We start from the raw sequence: 21,669 nt of genomic DNA on the forward strand, positions 1-21,669 counted from the left end.
GCATCCGATTTCGGATGCTAATTCATTCATTTATAAAATCTATCTATTATGAAAATATACTTAGTCTCTTTTTTGTTTTTATTATTGACCGGTAGTGTCAATGCTCAAATAAGGCCTGCTGATTCGGGTGAAGAGCGGGCTTCCGTATATACTTTAGGTTATTGCTCCGAAAGAATATTCAGTGGTATTGGTACCGGAAAAAGTGATTTCCTGAAAGCTGTTATACAAATTCCGGAAGAAACTGCAATGAATTTCAAAGGAGATAAACTGACAAAAGTAAAAATAGGTGTTGGGAACTCCGGCTTTTCCAATACGAAAATATTCCTGTCTTATACAAAAGAAGGAAAACCGTTTTATTCTCAGAAGGTCACATTTACGGGAGAAAGCACTTGGGACGAAATTGAATTGGAAGAACCTTATGAAATTGAAGGTAAGGAGTTTTATATCGGTTATAGTTTGATTTCTTTAAACGGTACGATGCCTATTATGACGGATGACAGACCTACTTGTGCCGGTAGAGGTTGGATCGCTCTTGCTAATGTATGGCATCAGATATCTGAAATTCAGAATTTTGGTAATCTTTCTATCATAGGTATGATAGAAGGAGATAAGCTTCCTCTTTATGATTTGTCTTTGGAATCTGTTTATATGGATCATTTTGTGAAACCGGGACGAACTTTTGAAATATCGTCTGTTGTCAGGAATATGGCTACGGCTACCATTAAAAGTTTTGATGTCTCTTATCAAATAGGTGATGAATCTCCTGTCAAAGAGACTTTTACTGATACGAATATAAAATATGGTGATGCTTTAGATATTTCAATAAATGCGGTTACATATCAGGAAGGTGAACAGGCGGTGAAAGTTAGTATAAGTAATTTGAATGGGAAAGAAGATGAAGATGTTTCGAACAATGTATGGGAAGGGGCAATCAATTGCGGAAAAAACTTCGTTCAAAAGAAAATACTGGTAGAGCATTTTGCAACGAGGTTCATAGCCAATACTATAACAATCATAGACAATATGCAAGCGGCTATCTCTTCACGTAGAAATATAAACAGGGTAACCCATTTTGCAGGGTATGCTCCCGATGAAGAATTTGCAATACCGGCAAGTGAGGCATATACTAAACTATATAACGGTGGAGCTTCTGCTAACGGTATGATGATTGATAGGGCTAATCTGTCTTATTTGGCCTCAGCTCAGAACACAACATTTTTTAGTGTTGACTCTCCGGTATTCAATGGATATACTTGGTCATGGACATGGGGTGAGGAAACAAAAATGTTTTTAGGGCGATTGATGGATGCCCGACTGACGCTGGAACCTGCTTTAGTTACTGTAGATATATTTAAGGACTATGATGAGGCTACCCATAAATTGAAACTTAAAGTAGCAGGGCGTAAGACCGGTGTTGAAGGCTTTGGGAAATTAGGAGAAAACTTACGCTTGAATGTATTTATGTTGGAAGATAAAGTACGTACGGATCAAGAAGCAGAAGGAGGAGTTATCTATTATAAATATGATAATGTAATAAGAGATGTCTTATCGGATATATGGGGAGATAACGTATTGTCATCGGAAGATACTTTCTCTAAAGAATATGAATATATAGTGCCTATTAAGTGGAATGCAAAAAATATGAAGATTCTTGCCTTTATCTCAAATTATGATGCAAAAGAAGCCAATAATTGTGAAGTATATAATTCGGATGTTTTATCTCTAACCGGAAGTGCATCCAGTACATCTGTATCCAGTATTCAGGCGAATGATGACATACAAGTTTATGTAGAAAAGAATAGAATGAAGATAAATGGTAAGTTTACATCGGCTACCGTGTATGATCTTACGGGAAAAATAATTAAAAATATATCTAATGATGGAACGGAGATTATTTTAAATACAGGTATTTATATAGTAGCTATAGATAACACCGTGACACGAAAAATAATCATATTATAGATGTATTATTTGAATATGCGATATATAAAATTATTCCTTTTGCTATTGTTTCCTGCTCTTCTTTGGGGGCAGGAGAACTATAGCGGGAAGATGTCTCCTTATACGAATCATTTTCTATCTTCTTTTGAATATGAGAAGAGAGAATTGCAGAAAAATAGGTTTGAGGAGACTGCTGGAGTGGAAGAACCTAATCATGTAATGTATGTAAATTCTTTTATAGAAATTAATGACGGAAGTGATTTAGTTCGAATTAAGGAATGTGGTGTTAAAGTCAATTCTGTGTTAGGCGAGATTATTACAGCTCAAGTACCTGTTGACTCCCTTCAAGTTGTGGCGGCACTGCCGGATGTGAAAAGAGTACAGATTGGAAATCCTGTTGAAGAGAAACTGGATAAGGCGAGGGAGATCACTTTAGTGGATAAAGTGCAGCAGGGGATTGATTTGCCTCGTAGCTTTATGGGAAAAGATGTCGTTGTTGGTATCATTGACGGAGGTTTTGAGTATGGGCATATCGACTTTTATGCTTCAGGTAAAGAGGAGTTGAGAATAAAACGTGTATGGAATCAGAATAATGCTTCCGGTATACCTCCCAAAGATTTTTCTTATGGAACAGAACTTTCGACAATTTCGGATATATTATCTGCCCGGTATGATAAAAAGAGCGATACTCACGGAACACATGTGGCCGGTATTGCCATAGGTGCGGATATGGAGAATCTATATTATGGGGTTGCTCCTCAGGCGGATATCGTGTTGGTAAGCCTCAATAAAAACTCGGCAGACAATGTAGCTATTGTTGATGGTATTAAATATATTTATGATTATGCGGAGTCTGTCAATAAACCTTGTGTGATAAATTTAAGTTTAGGATCGTATCTGGGGCCGCATGATGGAACATCGATATTTGATATTTGCTGTGATAATCTACAAGGAAAAGGGAGGCTTTTAGTTGGTGCGGCAGGGAATGAGGGACGTACTAATCTGCATGTCTCTAAGACAATTTCTCCCAGTGATACTTTAAAAACTTTTTTTCCTTCTTATTCCTGCATAGATATATGGGGGGAAGCTGACAAAACTTATGATATGAGGGTTGTTGTTTATTCTAAGAATACTCATAAGACGGTGTTTACTTCTGACATTATAACTGTTTCAAAGATAAATCAAAAAGTTTATTCATTGTCGGAATCTCAGGATGGGGCTTCCGGCAAGATCAGTATTACTACAGAAAATAATCCCCGTAATAATAAAGCCAATGCCTATTTGGAATTTAGGATTAATTCCATTGCTGCGGACCATTATATAGGATTAATGATTTGGGGTGAAAAAGGAAAGGTACATGTTTGGGGAGATAAACAAACTCTTTTTTCTGATAATGAAGTGGAAGGATGGAATGAAGGTGATACGCAATATACCGTGAATGAGGTTGGAGGTACAGGGAAAAGAATAATTTCCGTGGGGGCATATATTTCTAAAAATGAGTACACTAATATTGGGGGTGAGTCAATAACTACGGGACAGACAGTTGGAGAGATTGCAAGTTTCTCAAGTTTAGGACCGACAGCAGATAACAGAATGAAACCGGATATCAGTGCTCCCGGAGCTGCAATTGTATCTTCTTTTTCTTCTGTTATGGCGATACAACCGTCACAGCAATCTGCACTGATTTCTGAGTCTGTGGTAGATCGGAGTAAGTTTTATTATGGTGTAATGAGTGGTACTTCTATGTCTGCGCCATTTATTACCGGAGTATTGGCAACTTGGCTGGAGGCTAATCCTGATTTGACGCCGGAAGATGTGCGGAGTATTTTAATATCAACAGCCGTTAAGAGTCGGGATATGGATGAAAATATGTGGGGATATGGCAAAATAGATGCATGGGACGGGTTAAAAGAAGCTTTGAATTTATTGAGCGTCGGTATACAATCACAAACTGATTATCAGAAGATCATATTTGCTCCAAGTTCGGGTAATAGAAAGTTTGGAATCCGTTTTATGGAAGAAGATAATAATGTTACTCTGTCAATTCATACGGTAAATGGCCAATTGGTATATAATCAGTATTTTAATCATATACCGATGAAACATGAATATAGTTTTGCCTTGCCAAATATCGATAATGGTATTTATATTATTTCTATAAATGGGAATAATATTGATTATAGAAGTAAATTTATTGTTCGATAACTAATCACAAATTGAACCAACATGAAACAATTAAAGTTTTTCTTTATATTATTGTTTTTTCCTGTTCTACTATGGGGACAAAATTCATTGGAGGGGAAAATGTCACCTTATACACGTCATTTTCTTTCTATGTTAAAGAAAAGTAATGATAATCCAATGTCAAAAGAACGTTTGGAGAAATCTTTTGTCATGAGGAAAGAGGGTAATCGCATCTATGTGAATGCTTTTGTTCTATTAAGTAAAGATGCCGATATAGAAGTCTTGAAATCTAATGAAGTACAGATCAATACCATTGCAAATAATATTGTAACGGCAAGAATTCCGGTTGATGTTCTTGAAACGATTGCTTCTTTGCCTGATGTTTTGCGCATAGATATCGGGTGCCCTGTAAAAAAGAAGATGGATCTGGCCCGTCCGCTTGGGAATGTGGATAAAGTGCATCAAGGAGTGGAATTGGAACATGGTTTTAAGGGGAAAGGCGTTATTGTCGGTATTGTAGATACAGGATTTGAATATGGACATATTAATTTCTATTCTCCGACAGAAAAATCTTTAAGGATAAAAAGAGTTTGGGACCAGAATCAGTCGGATGGACCATTGCCGGATGGCTTTTATTATGGTGCTGAATATAAGACAGAGAAAGATATCTTGAATGCACAATATGATTTGAAAGATGAGACGCACGCGACTCATGTAACAGGAATCGCTGCCGGATCGGATTATTCGGGAGATTATTATGGGGTTGCTCCCGAATCGGAACTTGCTTTAGTGGCTTTTAGTGAAGTTTCTCGTGACAATGTGTCTATTCTTGATGGAGTTAAATATATCTTTAATTATGCAGAGGAAGAAAATAAGCCTTGTGTTATTAATTTGAGTTTGGGATCACACACCGGACCCCATGACGGGTCATCTATGTTTGATCGGGTATGTGATGATTTGCAGGGACCCGGTAGAATACTGGTGGGAGCAGCCGGCAATGAAGGAGGAACAGCCTTGCATGTATCTAAGTATGTGCATCCTACGGATACATTGAAGACTTTTTTATCATTCCCTGTTGGTGCTAAATTCGGATATATTGACTTTTGGGGCGAACCGGATCAGGCTTATAAAATAAGATTGTTTGTATATAATAGAAACACTAGAAAAATGATGTTTTTATCTGACGATATAAATGCGTCTGAGGAAAATGAAGTCTCGTATACATTGAAAAATGTAAATACGGATGGGGCTGTTGGGCTTATTGATATTTATACAGAGAGAAATCCTTTGAATAATAAGACGAATGCTTATATAGAAGCATTTTTTGATGTGATTGGTAACGGTAATTATGTCGGACTGTTTGTAATGGGAGATGAAGGAGAAGTTCATGGATGGATAGATGGGAGAGGGGCATCTTTTACTGATAATTATATGCCGGGTTGGACAATTGGAGATACGGATTATACTATTGGAGAAATAGGTGGAACCGGGAAACGGATTATCACAGTTGGTGCTTATTCTTCTAAAGATGAATTTGTTAATCTTTCGGGAACTAAAAAAACGTCAGAGCATGAACTTTGTAAGATTGCCGGATTTTCAAGTTTAGGACCTACTTCTGATGGTAGAATGAAACCTGATGTTACAGCTCCGGGAACTGTAATCATATCTTCTTTCTCGGATGCTGTAATTGATGACAGCTATTATAAGGGGGTAATGACGCAAAGTATTGTTGTTAATAATAAAAGTTATTACTATGGAGCATTGCAAGGAACTTCTATGGCATCACCTTATATAACAGGAGTTGTTGCAACATGGCTGGAAGCCAATTCTTCATTAACTCCGGAAGATGTAAAAAGTGTATTAAAGAAGACTTCTATGAAAGATGAATATACAGGTAATGAAGAGAACAATATTTGGGGATATGGTAAAATAGATGCTTGGAAAGGATTGAAGGAAGTTATAAATAACTTTGGAACTTCAATAAGTCAGGCAGATAGTCCCAAAGATGTGATTCTATATCAACATTGGGGAACTAGTGGTTTTAGTATTTGTTTTGTGAATGCGAATACTAATGTTAAGATAAGTGTCTTTAATACTAATGGACAAATTATGTATAGTTCTGTGTTGGGAAATGTGTCTGTGGCTCAAGAAGAATCTATATATCTTCCTTTCTTAAATAAAGGCATTTATATCGTATCGGTGCAAGGAGATAAATACAATTATATTTCACGTGTTGTTTTATGATTGTTTAGTTTATTAATTTTTAGTTAGGGATACTAATAAAAAAGCCAACTAATCCGTCACGAATTAGTTGGCTTAATCTATGTTATTCAAAGGATATTCTAACCTCTTATTTTTTGTTTCCCTGATTGTTTTTGTTTACGTCTTTCAACAGTTCACGGTGGAAACGCATTTCGGCGTGTTGTACTTTATATATCTGCTTGGCAGAAAGTATCTTCTTAAATTTTTTATAGTATTCCTTATCCAGTTGAGCCGATTGTATTTTTGAATCCAGCATATTGTTGACAATCTCCTCATACTGCATTTCTGTAGTATTGGGATTCTTTCCGGTTTTCATCATTTTCCATGCTTTATCATTCAATTCTTTTTTCTTTGCTTGTAATTCAAAGAAGACAGGAAAGAATTTAGTAGCTTCTTCTTTACTTAATTCGGCTTTCTGAGTAATAAAGGCTTCTTGTTTTGCACGAAACTCTTCGGGGGTAAGACGTTGACATTCTTTTTTTTGTGCCCACGCTCCACAGGCAAGGCTGAATATGAACAATGTAATAATAAACTTTCTCATAGTGGTAATAGTTAATTGTGATAAATATCCGTATCTGCTTCTGTCAGATAGTTGTAAAGCGTATAATCATCCATCATCGCATGGTCTAAAATAGCATCGATATATTCATCCGTTACTTGTTCGTTATCAGAACTTATAATAGCCAAAGTCGGGTCTTTCGGTTTCGTGGAATTTACCATGTAGCGTATTGGTAATAATATGGCGATAAACATAGCAGCCATATATAGCCAAGGACGTATTTTGGCCCATGTGGATAATTCTTTTGTTGGGAGTATTTCTTCTTTTTCAGGAAGTTTACTCATAATCTCGTCAGTCAAATTATCAAAATAGCCTTCAGGTACGGTGAATGGATTCTCCGTACTGACTTTCTTTCTAATATTGTCTTCCTCTTTCATTTTTATCTCCTCTTTGTTATTTAGACTCCTTTGACGGGAAAAGGTTTAAAAAGAATCTTTAAAAAAATTCTCTATCTTTTTTACGGCATGATGATAGGATGCTTTTAATGCTCCTACGGATGTCCCGAATATTTCAGACATCTCCTCATATTTCATCTCTTGATAATACTTGAGATTGAACACCATTCTTTGTTTTTCCGGTAGAGTAAGAAGGGCACGCTGTAATAAACGTTGCGCCTTGTCTTCTGAGAAATAAGAATCCCCTTCTAATTTTTCTATCGTTTCACTTTCTGCATCGTCTATTGAAACCGTACTTGCCGCACGTTGTTTATTTAAGAAAGTCAGGCATTCGTTCATGGCAATACGGTAAAGCCAGGTGGATAGTTTGGCCTCAGCCCGAAAGTAGTCAATATTTATCCATGCTTTAATGAAAGTATTCTGCAACAGGTCGTTGGCGTCATCATGAAAAAGCACCATTCTTCTTATTTGCCAGTATAACTGTTCGCTATATTGTGCTACGATACGAGAAAAAGCTTCTTTCTGTCTATCTTTCTCTTGGAGTAGTGCGATTATTTCTTTTTCATTATAGGAACTCATTGGGTATCTTCATTTTTTATGGCGTTTAAACTGTCTAATACTTGTAATAGTGGAGCGTCGAATTGATAAGGATCTTCACAATAGCTTAATTCTCCGTTTTTTGAATAATACATAGTGTAATAGTCTAAAAAAACAGGGATATGCTGCTCAAGTACGTGATATTTCATTTCTTTATAATTACTTTTGTTTATGTATTTTCGACCTTCTTCCGTCTCTGCCGGTTTGTCAACAGCAACCCGGATGCGGTCCATTAAGATGTCTTCTTTCTTATCCAATAAAAAGAATCCGAAATCCAATGCTTTTTCGACGCGTACACAGCCATGACTCACAGCACGATTGGCTCTCATAAATGCCCATCGTGAAGGGGTGTCATGGAGATAAACGGCAAATTTGTTAGGGAAACGAAAGATTATTCTGCCTAATGAATTTCCTTCTCCGTTATCTTGCCGCACATCGAAAGGTATGTTTTCTCCATATTTAGACCATTTTATGTCATGAGGGTTTAATTGCGTACCGTTTCTGTCGTATACTTTCATTCGGTTACGGGTAAAATAGCTGCTGTCACGTCGGAAAGCAGGGATTATTTCTTTACGAATAATTGATTGGGGCACATTCCAGTAAGGATTTAGTTCGATGAGATTGATTGTACTGGCAAGGAGTGGTGTCTTATTCCGTTTGCTTCCGCAACATACGCGCATTTCCAGAATCGAATCTTTTTCATGGTCGATAGCTTGTAGCATAAATGCGGCTACATTTACCATAACATATTTATCTCCTTTCTCTAATTGCGGTTGCCAACGCAAGCGTTCCATGTTTAACCTGACTTTTCCCTGGCATTCGGTTACTGTCATGTTGCCGCAAGAGTCTACTCCTGCTTGTATCAGACTATCCAATATATGATATTCTTTTTGTAAATGATTATAGAATCTATTTTGGGGTTGTATCTCACGTAGGTATCCGGAAGCGTCTTCATGTATTTTATTTATGGCTTGAGCTATGAATTCTTTGTTGCATTCTTTTAGTTGGATATTATAAAGCTGTTTCTTTTTGTTGCTTCCATCCGGCAATTTAGGAATACGTCCGTACTTCAGATCTTCATTCTCCAGATTATTTAAAATCTTTCCCGGTTGTATAATTCCATAGTTTAGGACTTGGGTATAATTAAGGCAGGCTTTGGTCTGTTCGTATTCCAGTTCTGCGAGTAGTTGGTTTACGGTATTATCTTTTGTTATTTTCAATTCTTTCCAAAGGGTACGATTCTTTATAATATCCGTGATAGGAAAGAGTTGGGGATTAATTCCATGCTGGAAATTTGAATTTTGTAGCCAATATAGTAATGAATCTGTTTGATTGTCTTTCTCTTGAAAGTCATGAATCCAAAGAAAAGGATTATTTTTATCTTCGTAATATGAGAGCACTACAGAATCTATCAGTGATAGATTTTCATTTGTTTTTATTTCTTTTCTTATTATATTCCTGATTTCGTTAGTATTAATTACAAATTCATGTTTACCCATCCCTTTGATCTGTGATAATTGGGGATAGTCTGTAATATTTCTTTTATCTTGTTTACAAGAAGCGAGAAAGAGAAGCCAGATGAACGGCAATATATATGATAAAAGACGTTTCGTCATTTTCCGATTCATTATCTTTAGGACAAAGATAATAGTTTTATTGAATAATCTAGCGTTGAATAGCTTATTTTGTAGGGTGTTATAACGTGACAACAATTATGAACCTGATTGTTCCGTGCCTTTTGATGGAAAAAGAAAAAAGCTGAATCAGTTAAAATGATTCAGCTTTTTCTTGTTTAATTTCTATATGTTATTTCTTAGAAAATAACTTTGGATACTTTATTACCAGCTTTTACTAACAATATTTGGTTAGCAGGTAAGTTGTTGATAGCTGTTACGCCTTCTTCTGCAGTTACAACTGCGATAGTTTGTCCGGCTACATTTGAAACAACGATTCTTTCTCCGGCATTTGCGGGTACGTAAACTACGCCGTCAGCAGCATAGGCAGCAGGAGTTTCAATAACATTTGCTTCGATGGAAGAACTGGTGCCTTCAACTAGAGTACAGTTTTTGAACAGAACAGTAGCGCCATTATATACTCTGAATTCATATTCTAGACTTGTTGTTTTTGCAGGAGCTGTAATTGTTGCAGAGTAACTTTGCCATTCTCCTTCCTTGTCTTCGAAATAAGATGTATCACCACCAGGTCCGTGCATTTTGCTCAAATCATCTCCAACTGGATCTAACCATTCTTTATCTGTAGAAGATGCATATCTTTGCCAACGGAACCATACGCGTGCTGCTGCGTTATCCTTACTTCCTTTTGTTGCAACTTTGAAATCAAGAGAGAAAGTGTACTGTTTCCCTGCCTCTAAACCATTCACATGTTGTAATAATGTACCCTTACTTGTACTTGTTTGTACAATTTGGCAAGCATCATCTACTTGTGTAGCTGTGGCATCATATACATACCAAGATTCTGGTTTATCAGTAGCCCAAACAGAAAAATCACCATTCTGTACTAAATTTTGTGCATTTACTTGAGCAAATCCTGCTATACAGATAGCAGCTGCCATCATCCATGTTTTTGTAAAAAGTCTCATAAGCTAAATTATTTAAGTTAATAATAAGAAAATAATAATCTATTTAATAGCTATTTTTCTAACTACATCTCCAATCTTGAGTATGTAGCATCCTTTAGGAAGATTTAAAGCGATAGTCTTATCAGAAGAGTCTATCTTTATAGAGGAAACTTTAACGCCTAGTATATTATAGATCTCTAGTGTATTGCCTTTTTCTGCATTTTGCACTCTTACAGTGCTTCCAGTTATTGTGAGAACAATTTGCGTTACTTCGTTTTCTACGATTAACGGTCTCTTTCCACTCTGAGCAAAATTATCTACAGAAGTAAAAAGAAGAAACAATAAGAAAATAAATAACGTAAACTTTCTCATCAATAGGCTTTCGCTTTTTCTTCGTAACAAATATAGATACTTCGTTTATATAAAACAAGCAATATGATAAAAAGTTTCTAAATATTTATACTTAGGTTTTCTTTTGCCAATGTACATTTCAAGAATATTTCAGAGGCTTCTTTTAATAGGATCGTTTCATCTTCATAACGTGCAGAAAAGTGACCTAACATTAGTTGCTTTACTTCGGCTTTTCTCGCAATCTCCGCTGCCTGTCGGGCTGTTGTGTGAAAGGTCTCTTTAGCACGGGAGAGCTCACTGTCGGCAAATGTTGCTTCATGGAATAATAGATCTACACCATGTATTTGTGGTATAATGTCTTCTTTATAAATAGTATCTGAACAATAAGCATACCGGCGGGGGGATAATGAAGGGCTGGTTAAACGATTGTTTGGGATAATTTCACCTTGAGGAGTTGTATAATCAGCTCCGTTTTTTATTTTGTTTAATTCATAAATAGGAATCTGATAGAAGTCAATCATTTCACGCAGGATATGGTTGGGGCGTGGTTTTTCCGCAAATAAGAATCCACAGCAAGGGATGCGGTGTCGTAACGGGATGCTGTGTACCGTTATGGAGCGATCTTCATATATTAAAGCCTCTTTACTAGGATCAATTGCGTGAAAGATGACCTTGTATGGCAGGTTTTTGCAGAAATAGTTGAGTTGTGTAGTCAGTAATGTTTCTAAATCAGCATGTGCATGGATGTGTAGTTCTGCTGTTCTGTTCAACATTCCGAAAGTAGAGATCAGTCCGGGGAGTCCGAAACAATGGTCTCCGTGGAGATGTGAAATGAATATATGGTTTAGGCGTGAGAATTTTAATTTTGATTTACGCATTTGCATTTGTGCACCTTCTCCGCAGTCTATCATAAAGAGCTTTTCACGGATATTTAGAATCTGCGAAGATGCAAAGTGTCGGGTAGTAGGTAACGCGGAACCGCAACCAAGAATATTAACTTCAAATTTTTCCATATATCGTTTGATTATCTGTGCAAAGGTATAAAACAAAAAAAGACCGACGAATATTTCGTCGGTCTTTTCCTTAATATAATAAGGTATTCTTATTATTTTTTAGATTCCATCTGTTCTTTCAATGCTGCAAGAGCGTCGATGTCTCCAAGAGTAGTAGATGCTGCTTGGTTAGTAATAGCAGGAGCTTCTTCTTTCTTGTTTGACTTTTTAGCAGAAGCTTTCTTTTCTACTTTTTCTTCTGATTTTGCTGCATCTTCGAAAATACGGCTGTGAGAAAGGATAATTCTCTTAGCGTCTTTATTAAATTCGATTACTTTAAATTCAAGTTTCTCATCTAATTGAGCTTGAGCACCATCTTCTTTTACTAAATGTTTCGGAGTAGCGAAACCTTCAACACCGTAAGGAAGAGCAACTACTGCACCTTTATCCAACATTTCGATGATTGTTCCTTCGTGTACAGAACCGACAGTGAATACTGTTTCGAATACATCCCAAGGATTTTCTTCTAATTGTTTGTGACCTAGGCTTAAACGACGATTTTCTTTATCGATTTCAAGAACTTGAACTTCGATGTCTGCACCGATCTGAGTAAATTCTGATGGGTGTTTGATCTTCTTAGTCCAAGAAAGGTCTGAAATGTGGATTAATCCGTCAACACCTTCTTCGATTTCTACGAATACACCAAAGTTAGTGAAGTTACGAACTTTTGCTGTATGTTTAGAACCTACAGGATATTTCTCTTCGATAGTTTCCCAAGGATCTTGTTTCAACTGTTTGATACCTAAAGACATCTTACGTTCATCACGGTCAAGAGTCAGGATAACAGCTTCAACTTCATCACCTACTTTCATAAAGTCTTGTGCAGAACGTAAATGTTGTGACCAAGACATTTCAGATACGTGAATCAAGCCTTCTACGCCCGGAGCAATTTCAATGAATGCACCGTAATCAGCCATAACGACAACTTTACCTTTAACGTGATCGCCAACTTTCAAGTCCGGATCAAGAGCATCCCATGGGTGAGGAGTAAGTTGCTTCAAACCAAGAGCGATACGTTTCTTTTCATCGTCGAAGTCAAGGATAACAACGTTGAGCTTTTGATCCAATTCAACAACTTCTTTCGGATCGCTAACACGTCCCCAAGAAAGGTCGGTTATATGGATCAAACCATCTACGCCACCAAGGTCGATGAATACACCGTAAGATGTGATATTTTTAACAGTTCCTTCGAGAACTTGTCCTTTTTCAAGTTTACCGATGATTTCTTTCTTCTGCTGTTCAAGTTCAGCTTCAATAAGAGCTTTGTGAGAAACAACAACGTTTTTGAATTCCTGGTTAATCTTAACCACTTTGAATTCCATTGTTTTTCCTACAAATACATCGTAGTCACGGATAGGTTTAACATCAATTTGAGAACCCGGCAAGAATGCTTCGATGCCGAATACGTCAACAATCATACCACCCTTAGTGCGGCACTTGATGTAACCTTTGATAATTTCTTCGTTTTCAAGAGCTGCGTTAACACGATCCCAAGAGCGAGTAGCGCGTGCTTTTTTGTGAGAAAGGATTAATTGTCCTTTTTTGTCTTCCTGATTTTCGATGTATACTTCTACTGTATCACCTACTTTCAAATCAGGATTGTAACGGAATTCATTTAGAGGAATGATACCGTCTGATTTGTAACCGATATTAACGACAACTTCACGTTTGTTCATTGCGATTACAGTTCCGTCAACAACCTCACGGTCATTCACTTTGTTAAGCGTACCGTCGTATGCTTTTTCAAGTTCGTCGTGGCTAACTCCTGTTGCGGTTTCGCCATTTTCATACGCATCCCAATTGAAGTCTTCAATAGGAGCAATGTTTTTTAAGTTTTCCATTAATAATTAATTGTTAATAAATAAATTAAGTGAGACATTATATTGATAATGTGTAAATCGGGCGCAAATTTATGATTAATTTCTTGAATGACAAACAATTTACTTGGAAAATCTGTATAACAAAAGAAAAACAAAGGATATTTGTTAAAAACGTTCGTTTCTGTTTTTTTATTTGTATTTTTGACGACTAGAGAAATGAATTTAATAAAACTACTATGATATTCGCATGGATCTTATTGGTAATTGCTTTACTGTTTGTTATTGCAATTTATTGGAGGCAAAATAAAAAACTTTCTTATAAATTGCTTGAAAAGCAGGAAGAAATGATGGAAGCAAACAGAGTCGACGAAGCTATTTGGCATAATATTAATGCTTATTTGTTATTGATTTCGGATGATTTTATTGTAAAACAAACAAATTTTTATTCTCTGACAAATCAAGTTAAACCAAGCACGGAGAAGAGAGTAGGTGAAATTTTTTATTGTAAGAATGCTTTGGATGCCGGAGAATGTGGCACGCATGAACTATGTGGGGCGTGCCCGATTAGAGCGGCAATAGCGAAAGGCTTTAAAGAACGTGCCGGTTTTTCAGGCGTAGAGACCACAATGACCCTTTATACATCAGAGGATAGAACTTCTTCTGTCTCTTGCGATGTGCAGGTAGCAGGTGCTTATTTGCATATCTCCGGAAAGAATGAAATGCTGTTGACCATATATGATATAACCAAACAAAAAGAAGATCAAGCGAAACTGTTGAAAGCTCAATTAGCGGCGGAGGAATCTAACCGTCTAAAATCAGCTTTTCTTGCCAACATGAGTCATGAAATTCGTACCCCATTGAGTGCAATTATTGGTTTTTCTCCTCTATTGGCTGCCGCTACTACGGCTGAAGAAAAAGAATCATATATCAACATAATAAATAAGAACGGTGATTTGTTACTTCAGTTGATTAATGATATTTTAGATTTATCGAAGATAGAAGCCGGTACTTTAGAATTTATTTATTCGGAAATTGATATAAATTCGATCGTGAATGAGCTTGAGGGAATATTCCGTATGCGCTTGTCGGATATGGGAAGTACGGTGGAAGTGACCTCAAACTGTCCTCTTCCTGTTTGTGTTATACATACGGAAAGGAATCGTTTGGCACAGGTCATATCTAATTTCTTGTCCAATGCCATAAAGTTTACTACGGAAGGATCAATTCATTTAGGATATGAAGTGAGGGATGCTGATATTCGTTTTTATGTGACGGATACGGGAACCGGTATACCGAAAGACCAGTTGGACAAGGTCTTTGAGCGTTTTACAAAACTCAATGCTAAGAAGCAAGGTACGGGATTGGGATTATCTATTAGCCGAATGATTGTAGAAAAATTAGGTGGTGAGATTGGTGTTGAGTCAGAGGAAGGAAAAGGATCTACTTTCTGGTTTACATTGCCTGTACAGCCTTTGGAAAATTCATTCAGCAATGAAGTAGTAATCGAACAATCTCTTGTTATGTCCGAAGAGGTAAACAGAAGTGTGACTTCCGATGAAAAGAAAACATTGTTGGTCGCAGAAGATATGGAAGATAATTTCTTGCTTTGTGAGGCTTTGTTAGGGAAAAAGTATAAGTTGATACATGCCTGGAATGGGGAAGAGGCAATCTCATTATTCCTTAAACATAATCCGGCTGCAATTTTAATGGATTTAAGAATGCCGGTAGTTGATGGCTATCAGGCAGCAGAAGCAATCCGGCAAATTTCGGCCACAGTTCCGATTATCGCCGTGACCGCATTTGCTTTTGCAGAAGATAAGCATAGAGTGATGAGCAGTGGGTTTACTGATTATTTGTCGAAACCGATTCAGGCAGATACTTTAAATGAAAAGTTGCACTCGGTAGGACTTTAATCCTCAAGGAAATAATCGATAGTGGTCACTACACGTACCTTTTTTATGTAAGGTGTATTGGCATCTCTGTCTTCGATCGTGAATTGTCCTTGGTAAGCGTGTTTTATTTTCCCCAATTCACTGTCTGAGTCTTTTGCGAATTTTTTGCCTGCCGCACGTGCGTTTTTGGTTGCTTCTTCTATCATTTGAGGCTTGATTTTGTTTAAATCAGTATAATCATATTGTATATTATATCTATAATCTCCTCCGGTAACAGCGATGCCTTGCTTCAACAATTCACTTTGTTCACTAATAAGTTTCCGTATTTTGTCCACTTGATTGGAGGTGACGGTGATGACAGATGTGACATTGTACCGATACGGATTTTGATTATTGCCATATCTTTCTGCTTGCATATCGATAATTTCGGGTGCACTAATACTGATTTCTTGTGATGTTATGCCATTTTTCTTTAGAAAAGAAACAATAGCTTCATTTGTCGTACTGATCTTATTGTATAAAGAGAGCAGGTCATTGCCGACTTCTTTGTACATTAACGGCCATGTAACTTTATTTGCGGGAACCTCCATTTCTGCAAGTCCTTTTACATTGACCACCCGGTCTTTACTACTGAAATTATCTATTCCGCTTTTAATAAAATAACCTAGCAAAATTAAACCAATGGCGATTAGGGTTGCTTCTTTAATCCAATTTTTCATATCAATTCCTCCTGCTATTTTTTTATATTATCACAAAGCTATGAAAAAAAACGATTCAATGTAATCGTTCAGGAATTTGTTTGCATATTATTTAATAAAAAAAAGTACCTTCACTTTTAGGGTTTGCAGGTCAGTTGTTTATCTCCAATGCGTGAAGAGGTGAAGGTGAAAAAAGTAAATTCGTAAATAGCTGATTTGTCGGGTAAATAGATAAAATGCCTAAGGGAGTGTTAGCTTACGCTCCAGTAGATGTAAGCTATCGTTCCCTTGAGCGTTAGCCAACATCCCCTTGTGTGTTAGGCAACACTCCCTTAGGTGATTGACAATAAAGATACGGTCGATCGTTCACAAACTCCTATCGTTTGCAAACAATCGACCGTACCTTTGTCAACAAACGACCTGATGTCTTTTTTAATCAATCTGATACTTTTAAAACATCATTCGCTTGGGGCCTTTTAGCTTGTTTATTCTGCTGATTTAGTTGCTTTCAACTAAGCCCATAAACGATCATTGACAAAAAATATTCGTACCCTTTGAAGCTGGGCAAAAAAGAAAGGATTGGTCCTTTCGTGAAGACCAACCCTTTTCTATATTAATAGGAATAACTCCTGTTTATTTTATAATCACTTTTTGGTTTTTCATCAGGTAGATACCTTTTGCCAATCCGTTAATTATATTTTCACCTTCTGTTAATTCAACAGCTGTCACCATACGTCCTTCAATGCTGTACAGTTGCACTGTTTGTGCTTTGTCTGTATTGATGATAAGCGCGCCGTTCACGCTGTATGCGCTAAGACCGTTAATTTCGTTAGCAGCAATGTTGTCCGGACCATCGTTGTAGAGATCCATGATGTAGAATTCTCTTGAATAACCATTTCCACCACTTCCGGTAAGAGTTGTAACTTTATAGCATCTGAATGCCTTATAAGAGTTATTGTAAGCTAAACTATATTCATTATCCGGTGTAGAGAAGATATATACATCATCGGTCTTTTCTGTAGTCCAAGCATATGGTTCATCAGTAAGGATGATTTTAGTTTCACCCACGGTCTTTTGGGCAACGTACTTGCCGGATTTAGTTTTTAAATAAGTGGTTGAACCGTCAGATTCTATGGTCCATACCAAATCTTCCGTAGCTTTAGCTTTACCTTCTATAACTTCTATCTCTTTTCTATCAAGGTTCTCACCTTTTCCTTCTTCTGTTTCCATTGCAGTCTGTGCCATTGCGTACCAGGTAGTTACCTCTTCTTTGGTGAACTTAACGGCTAATACTCCCGTAGTGGTGGTCGGAGTAAAGATGGTATATTCGGCTGTAACTTCTTCGCTTGTCAAGTCACCGATTTTAGCTTTAGCTTTGATTGTGCAAGCTTCATTGATAGTAACAGTTACCGGAGAAACTGCGGTTTGTTCGGCACCTGTACCTACGGTATAAATGATAGATGCTCCTTCGGTAGAAGAGGAAATCGTAATCTCAGTACCAGCTTCAACGCTTCCTTCTTTGGAGAAAGTAGGAGCAGCTACGTATGCAGAATACCATGCAGAAATGGTTTCACTATCTTGCATCGATTCTTTTTTAGCTATAGCTTTAATCTCTTGTGAAGCAGCAGTGATGGCGATTGGTTCGGTGATCTCTGCATTTGTTGTTGCATCATAAACTTTAGCATCGGTAGTTGCACATGCTACAGTAACTTTTGTTCCATATTCTACTTTTACTGCGTTTTTAGCATCAGCACCTCCCGCCGGAGTGAATATCGGATTGCTAACTGTACCGTCAGATACCTCTACAATGTCTTCTGCATTGCGAATAGTAAATTGGGTATAAGGATTTCCAGAACTTGGAGCAAATGTTCTGATGTATCCTGTAACATCTGCTTTTGCTGGCAGGGTAGTTGCTGCTTTAGACATATCATAGATAGCAACAGTGGTGCTGCCTTGAGTCATATTAGCTGAATTGTTATTGAATGCAATAGCGTCAAATGTTACCTTTTCTACTTTAACCAGACGAGATTCGTAACCGGCTACGTCAGCTTCAAGTTCGGCGAGAGTAACAACTTCCGGTTGAATTGCTTCTCCGTCTGTTACTGTTACTTTACCGAAATCAGGATTAGTCATTTGAATGATGCCTAAATAAATATCATGTTTACCACTGACTACACCATTCAAACGATTGCCTACTTTATAATCGAAAGGAGCTGCACTATTATATATTAGAAGCCCGGTCGTTGCATCTTGAATATAAAGATTCTTTCCATTTACGTGAGTTATTACAGCATCAGTTAATTGTACGTAAGCTGTTTCTGTACTTGCATTTTCTTTGAATTGAGCTAATGTTATAGGTTCAATTTTAGTATAAGTTGCGCTTACAATACTACTTGTCTCACCATCTTTATAAGCAATAGCCTTTACTGTGGTGGTTGCTGTTACGGTGAAAGGATTTGTATATTTTGTAGAAGCATCTGTTGGGTCTGAATTATCTGTTGTGTAATATACGGTTGTTCCTTCTGCCGGAGTGATGGTTACTTCTTGTGAAGTTAGGAAATTAGTAGATGTGGGAGAAATAGTTGGTACTTCTACATCTGATATAGATTCAATCTTTTTGTATAATTGAATATCTTCCATGTTAGCGGTTGTAGAGCTGTAACAAGAAAATATTGTATTTGTACCTGACTTATTTAGATTAAATTTAATGATATTTCTAGATGTTTTGTTTGGACAAATGATTGTAGCAATATTGTCAGTTATATCAATGGTGAAATTTGAATATTCGTCTTTGTTTTTGCTTGTTTGCAAATAGTTTTTGCTTGTTTGCTTAGTTGCATTTAAATAAGCTTCATTTGCAATGTCATAAAAATTCCATGAGCCTTCAGAACCTTCTAATTTAAACTCATAAGGAGTTTCTTCTGTTGGTGTGGTTGCAACCATAGTAGTAATCTTCTTTTCTGTGATGGTTATACCTGTACCTTTTCTGTTGTTATCTGTTGCAGATCCAATTGCTTGCGCATTATTCTCATTTACAATTAAGTAAAAAGAACCGGCTTTTAATTGATCTTTATTTGTAACTAATTCATAAGTGTTTTGTCCCCAAACACTTCCGCTAACCAAGCATATCAGCACAGCAGCCAGCATGTTTCTAAAAATCGTAAAATTCGTTTTCATAAGCTTAAAGTTTAAATTATTAATAGTTTCCGAACTTTTGTTTGCAACGACAAATATATGCATTAAAAATGTAAAATAGAATTGGAAAGCCTTATTTTATGGGGATATTTACTAAATAAGGTTACAATCTGATAACAATTTAGCTATCCTTTAATCTTTTTCCGATAGAATTCGTGTCTTTGGTTGATTTCTCTTACAAAGTTGTAGGTTTCGATGCCACGGAAATAACCATTTTTACAGACAGGATCACTGAAGTATTCCTCGTTACTTTTCAAGAGGATGAAGTTTTCTACATTATCTTTCCATACGAACTTGTTCTTTCCGTATTTCTCTGCCAAAGCCATTGCATCATAAATGTGTCCCAATCCGGCGTTATAAGAAGCTAGAATGAAATTAATACGTTCCTTTTCGTCGGGGATCATCTTCAGGCTTTTATTGGTCGAAGCAATATATTTGATGGCTGCTTTTATGCTTTCTTCCGGATTTTGCTCTTTGCCCGGAGGTATTCCCATTGCTCGTGCCGTTGCTGGCATAAGTTGCATCAATCCTTTAGCTCCTGCCCATGATACGGCTGTCGTGTCGAAATTGGATTCTGTATACGCCAGAGAAGCAAGTAAACGCCAGTCCCACCCGATTTCTTTGGCATATTTCTTAAAAAGGTTGTCGAAATGGGATATTTTCCCGTCACGAACAGAAAGGATAGAGGTATGAGGCATTGCCTTGCTGATTTCGAAATAACGTTTCGTACTGGCTTGATAAGCAGGTGAAGTCATATTCTCCTGATGCCATTTGTTAGCCGCTGCTGCCAGTAACGGACTGTCTTTTCTGACTGCCCATGAAGAACGTTGGTCGAAACTGATGGAAAGATTTGTATTTAAATTAGGATAGTAAGTCTTATTTAATTGTGCAAGGTCATTATCCGCTACCGTATATGCTATTTTACCCTGTGCAACTTGGGTTATCAGATCTTCTACAGTGATACTGTCACTTGTTACTTCATGGATACGTATGCCTCCTCCCAGTTCCTCGTTCAGATTGACAAGTCGTTCATAATATTTTCCGGGTTTAACGTAAACATCTTTATCGACAAGTTGTGTGACATCTGTTAAAGGTTTGTCTTGTCGGCCATTACGTTGTACAATAACCTGATGGGTAATGATGTCTTCTCCGCAATATGTCAGACTGTCTTTCCACTCTTTTGTGACAGGAAGATTATAGGCAATCATATCTCCCTCTCCGGCAAGTAGTTTGTGAATTAGCTCCTCTGCATTTTTAGCTACTTCTACACGTAACTTTACACCTAGTGATTTGGCAAATTGCTCGCTAAGTTCGTATTGGAATCCCATCGGTTCACCACGATAAATAAAGTAGGAAGTAGAACTGTATAATGTGAGTACGACCAATTCTCCGCTGTCTTTTATTTGAGGCAGGTCATAACCCTGCACTTCTTCTATTCTGCCGGATTTATTTTTGCAACCTGTTGCAGATAAGATACTAAGGGCTAAAAGGCATATGAGGGTGGTCTTGTGCATTATAACATTATTTCTTGATACCTAAATTCTTTTCAATAAATAAGGTAAGAATATCGATGGCGACTTTATTATTTCCCCCTTGAGGTACGATAAGATCGGCATACCGTTTGGTTGGTTCGATAAATTGCAGATGCATCGGTTTTAGAACGCGGGTATATCTTTCCATTACAGCTTCTGCAGTTCGTCCTCGTTCTACCACGTCACGTTGGATTACACGAATCAGACGTTCATCCGGGTCTGCATCGACAAATACTTTTAAATCCATTTGACCACGGAGCTTTTTATCACATAAAGCGAGAATCCCTTCAACGATAACCACGTCACGAGGCTCTATATGAATAGTTTCCGGCTGTCGTGTGCAAGTTAGATAAGAATAAGTAGGTTGTTCAATACATTTTCCTTCTTTGAGCATAGCTAGGTGTTTGGATAGCAAACTCCATTCGAATGCATCCGGGTGATCAAAGTTAATGTTTTGCCTCTCTTCCACAGGTACGTGGCTACTATCTTTATAATAAGAGTCCTGTGGCAATAATACTACTTCTCCGGCAGGAAGACTTTCAATAATCTTACGAACGACGGTGGTCTTTCCGGAACCTGTTCCGCCTGCTATCCCTATTATTAACATGAATTT

At 37.2% G+C, this 21,669-nt stretch carries 16 protein-coding genes; 4 read left to right on the forward strand and 12 right to left on the reverse strand.

Translation table 11 applies throughout. The features are described from left to right. Positions 1-48 precede the first annotated feature (48 nt). Genes DXB63_RS02705 through DXB63_RS02715 form a run of 3 tightly spaced genes read left to right on the forward strand, consistent with a single transcriptional unit; the run spans position 49 to position 6,369 of the window. Positions 49-1,962: an Omp28-related outer membrane protein gene (locus DXB63_RS02705; protein ID WP_122124850.1), complete on the forward strand. Its 1,914-nt coding sequence runs from the start codon at positions 49-51 to the stop codon at positions 1,960-1,962. After that, complete coding sequence (locus DXB63_RS02710) at positions 1,963-4,146, forward strand: S8 family peptidase (RefSeq protein ID WP_122124851.1); 2,184 nt, start codon at positions 1,963-1,965, stop codon at positions 4,144-4,146. It begins immediately after the preceding gene. A 21-nt stretch (positions 4,147-4,167) separates the two neighbouring features. Next, on the forward strand, positions 4,168-6,369 hold the full coding sequence (locus tag DXB63_RS02715; protein ID WP_122124852.1) for a S8 family peptidase: 2,202 nt from the start codon (positions 4,168-4,170) through the stop codon (positions 6,367-6,369). 106 nt (positions 6,370-6,475) lie between these two features. Here DXB63_RS02715 and DXB63_RS02720 read toward each other — a convergent pair whose 3' ends face one another. From DXB63_RS02720 to rpsA, 8 genes are all read right to left on the reverse strand, one after another. Continuing rightward, a complete protein-coding gene (locus DXB63_RS02720; protein WP_233522748.1) occupies positions 6,476-6,928 on the reverse strand; it encodes a hypothetical protein in 453 nt (150 codons plus the stop codon). 11 nt (positions 6,929-6,939) lie between these two features. Beyond that, positions 6,940-7,323 (reverse strand): hypothetical protein, encoded by a 384-nt coding sequence (locus tag DXB63_RS02725; protein WP_122124853.1) that lies wholly within the window; start codon positions 7,321-7,323, stop codon positions 6,940-6,942. A 45-nt stretch (positions 7,324-7,368) separates the two neighbouring features. Next, on the reverse strand, positions 7,369-7,920 hold the full coding sequence (locus DXB63_RS02730; RefSeq protein ID WP_122124854.1) for an RNA polymerase sigma factor: 552 nt from the start codon (positions 7,918-7,920) through the stop codon (positions 7,369-7,371). Then, the gene (locus DXB63_RS02735) at positions 7,917-9,554 is read right to left on the reverse strand and encodes a L,D-transpeptidase family protein (RefSeq protein ID WP_158563623.1); all 1,638 of its coding nucleotides are present in this window, start codon (positions 9,552-9,554) and stop codon (positions 7,917-7,919) included. Before DXB63_RS02735 ends, DXB63_RS02730 begins: the two co-directional genes overlap by 4 nt. Before the next feature lie 197 nt (positions 9,555-9,751). Further along, entirely contained in the window at positions 9,752-10,537 is a 786-nt protein-coding gene (locus tag DXB63_RS02740) for a hypothetical protein (RefSeq protein WP_147332246.1), read from the reverse strand. A 39-nt stretch (positions 10,538-10,576) separates the two neighbouring features. Continuing rightward, positions 10,577-10,888, reverse strand: a complete 312-nt coding sequence (locus DXB63_RS02745) for a T9SS type A sorting domain-containing protein (protein WP_122124857.1) — start codon at positions 10,886-10,888, stop codon at positions 10,577-10,579. 77 nt (positions 10,889-10,965) lie between these two features. Continuing rightward, the gene (locus DXB63_RS02750) at positions 10,966-11,880 is read right to left on the reverse strand and encodes a ribonuclease Z (protein ID WP_122124858.1); all 915 of its coding nucleotides are present in this window, start codon (positions 11,878-11,880) and stop codon (positions 10,966-10,968) included. A gap of 92 nt (positions 11,881-11,972) precedes the next feature. Continuing rightward, entirely contained in the window at positions 11,973-13,760 is a 1,788-nt protein-coding gene (gene rpsA / locus DXB63_RS02755; protein WP_122124859.1) for a 30S ribosomal protein S1, read from the reverse strand. Between the two features lie 215 nt (positions 13,761-13,975). On the opposite strand from rpsA, the gene DXB63_RS02760 reads away from it, so the two are divergent. After that, positions 13,976-15,652: an ATP-binding protein gene (locus tag DXB63_RS02760; protein WP_122124860.1), complete on the forward strand. Its 1,677-nt coding sequence runs from the start codon at positions 13,976-13,978 to the stop codon at positions 15,650-15,652. On the opposite strand, the gene DXB63_RS02765 is transcribed toward DXB63_RS02760, so the two are convergent. The 4 genes from DXB63_RS02765 to udk all read right to left on the reverse strand — a co-directional run bounded on the left by DXB63_RS02765 (position 15,649) and on the right by udk (position 21,663). Further along, positions 15,649-16,350, reverse strand: coding sequence for an SIMPL domain-containing protein (locus DXB63_RS02765; RefSeq protein ID WP_122124861.1), 702 nt, complete (start codon positions 16,348-16,350; stop codon positions 15,649-15,651). The genes DXB63_RS02760 and DXB63_RS02765 overlap by 4 nt on opposite strands. Before the next feature lie 612 nt (positions 16,351-16,962). Continuing rightward, on the reverse strand, positions 16,963-19,506 hold the full coding sequence (locus DXB63_RS02770; protein ID WP_158563624.1) for a chitobiase/beta-hexosaminidase C-terminal domain-containing protein: 2,544 nt from the start codon (positions 19,504-19,506) through the stop codon (positions 16,963-16,965). 143 nt (positions 19,507-19,649) lie between these two features. Next, the gene (locus tag DXB63_RS02775) at positions 19,650-21,038 is read right to left on the reverse strand and encodes a transglycosylase SLT domain-containing protein (RefSeq protein WP_122124863.1); all 1,389 of its coding nucleotides are present in this window, start codon (positions 21,036-21,038) and stop codon (positions 19,650-19,652) included. A gap of 7 nt (positions 21,039-21,045) precedes the next feature. Further along, positions 21,046-21,663 carry a uridine kinase gene (gene udk, locus DXB63_RS02780; protein WP_122124864.1) on the reverse strand — a complete coding sequence of 206 codons (618 nt, stop codon included), beginning with the start codon at positions 21,661-21,663 and terminating at the stop codon, positions 21,046-21,048. Positions 21,664-21,669: the final 6 nt, after the last annotated feature.

The organism is Bacteroides sp. OM05-12 (assembly GCF_003438995.1).
In the GTDB taxonomy this organism is placed as follows: domain Bacteria; phylum Bacteroidota; class Bacteroidia; order Bacteroidales; family Bacteroidaceae; genus Bacteroides.

What these genes read in the sequence shown, in the direction of transcription:
- DXB63_RS02710 (WP_122124851.1), top strand. Translation starts at nt 1,963, where the DNA reads ATGTATTATTTGAATATGCGATATATAAAATTATTCCTTTTGCTATTG.
- DXB63_RS02725 (WP_122124853.1), bottom strand. Translation starts at nt 7,323, where the DNA reads ATGAAAGAGGAAGACAATATTAGAAAGAAAGTCAGTACGGAGAATCCA.
- DXB63_RS02705 (WP_122124850.1), top strand. Translation starts at nt 49, where the DNA reads ATGAAAATATACTTAGTCTCTTTTTTGTTTTTATTATTGACCGGTAGT.
- DXB63_RS02740 (WP_147332246.1), bottom strand. Translation starts at nt 10,537, where the DNA reads ATGAGACTTTTTACAAAAACATGGATGATGGCAGCTGCTATCTGTATA.
- DXB63_RS02770 (WP_158563624.1), bottom strand. Translation starts at nt 19,506, where the DNA reads ATGAAAACGAATTTTACGATTTTTAGAAACATGCTGGCTGCTGTGCTG.
- DXB63_RS02720 (WP_233522748.1), bottom strand. Translation starts at nt 6,928, where the DNA reads ATGAGAAAGTTTATTATTACATTGTTCATATTCAGCCTTGCCTGTGGA.
- DXB63_RS02745 (WP_122124857.1), bottom strand. Translation starts at nt 10,888, where the DNA reads ATGAGAAAGTTTACGTTATTTATTTTCTTATTGTTTCTTCTTTTTACT.
- DXB63_RS02775 (WP_122124863.1), bottom strand. Translation starts at nt 21,038, where the DNA reads ATGCACAAGACCACCCTCATATGCCTTTTAGCCCTTAGTATCTTATCT.
- DXB63_RS02750 (WP_122124858.1), bottom strand. Translation starts at nt 11,880, where the DNA reads ATGGAAAAATTTGAAGTTAATATTCTTGGTTGCGGTTCCGCGTTACCT.
- DXB63_RS02765 (WP_122124861.1), bottom strand. Translation starts at nt 16,350, where the DNA reads ATGAAAAATTGGATTAAAGAAGCAACCCTAATCGCCATTGGTTTAATT.
- DXB63_RS02730 (WP_122124854.1), bottom strand. Translation starts at nt 7,920, where the DNA reads ATGAGTTCCTATAATGAAAAAGAAATAATCGCACTACTCCAAGAGAAA.
- DXB63_RS02760 (WP_122124860.1), top strand. Translation starts at nt 13,976, where the DNA reads ATGATATTCGCATGGATCTTATTGGTAATTGCTTTACTGTTTGTTATT.
- DXB63_RS02735 (WP_158563623.1), bottom strand. Translation starts at nt 9,554, where the DNA reads ATGACGAAACGTCTTTTATCATATATATTGCCGTTCATCTGGCTTCTC.
- udk (WP_122124864.1), bottom strand. Translation starts at nt 21,663, where the DNA reads ATGTTAATAATAGGGATAGCAGGCGGAACAGGTTCCGGAAAGACCACC.
- DXB63_RS02715 (WP_122124852.1), top strand. Translation starts at nt 4,168, where the DNA reads ATGAAACAATTAAAGTTTTTCTTTATATTATTGTTTTTTCCTGTTCTA.
- rpsA (WP_122124859.1), bottom strand. Translation starts at nt 13,760, where the DNA reads ATGGAAAACTTAAAAAACATTGCTCCTATTGAAGACTTCAATTGGGAT.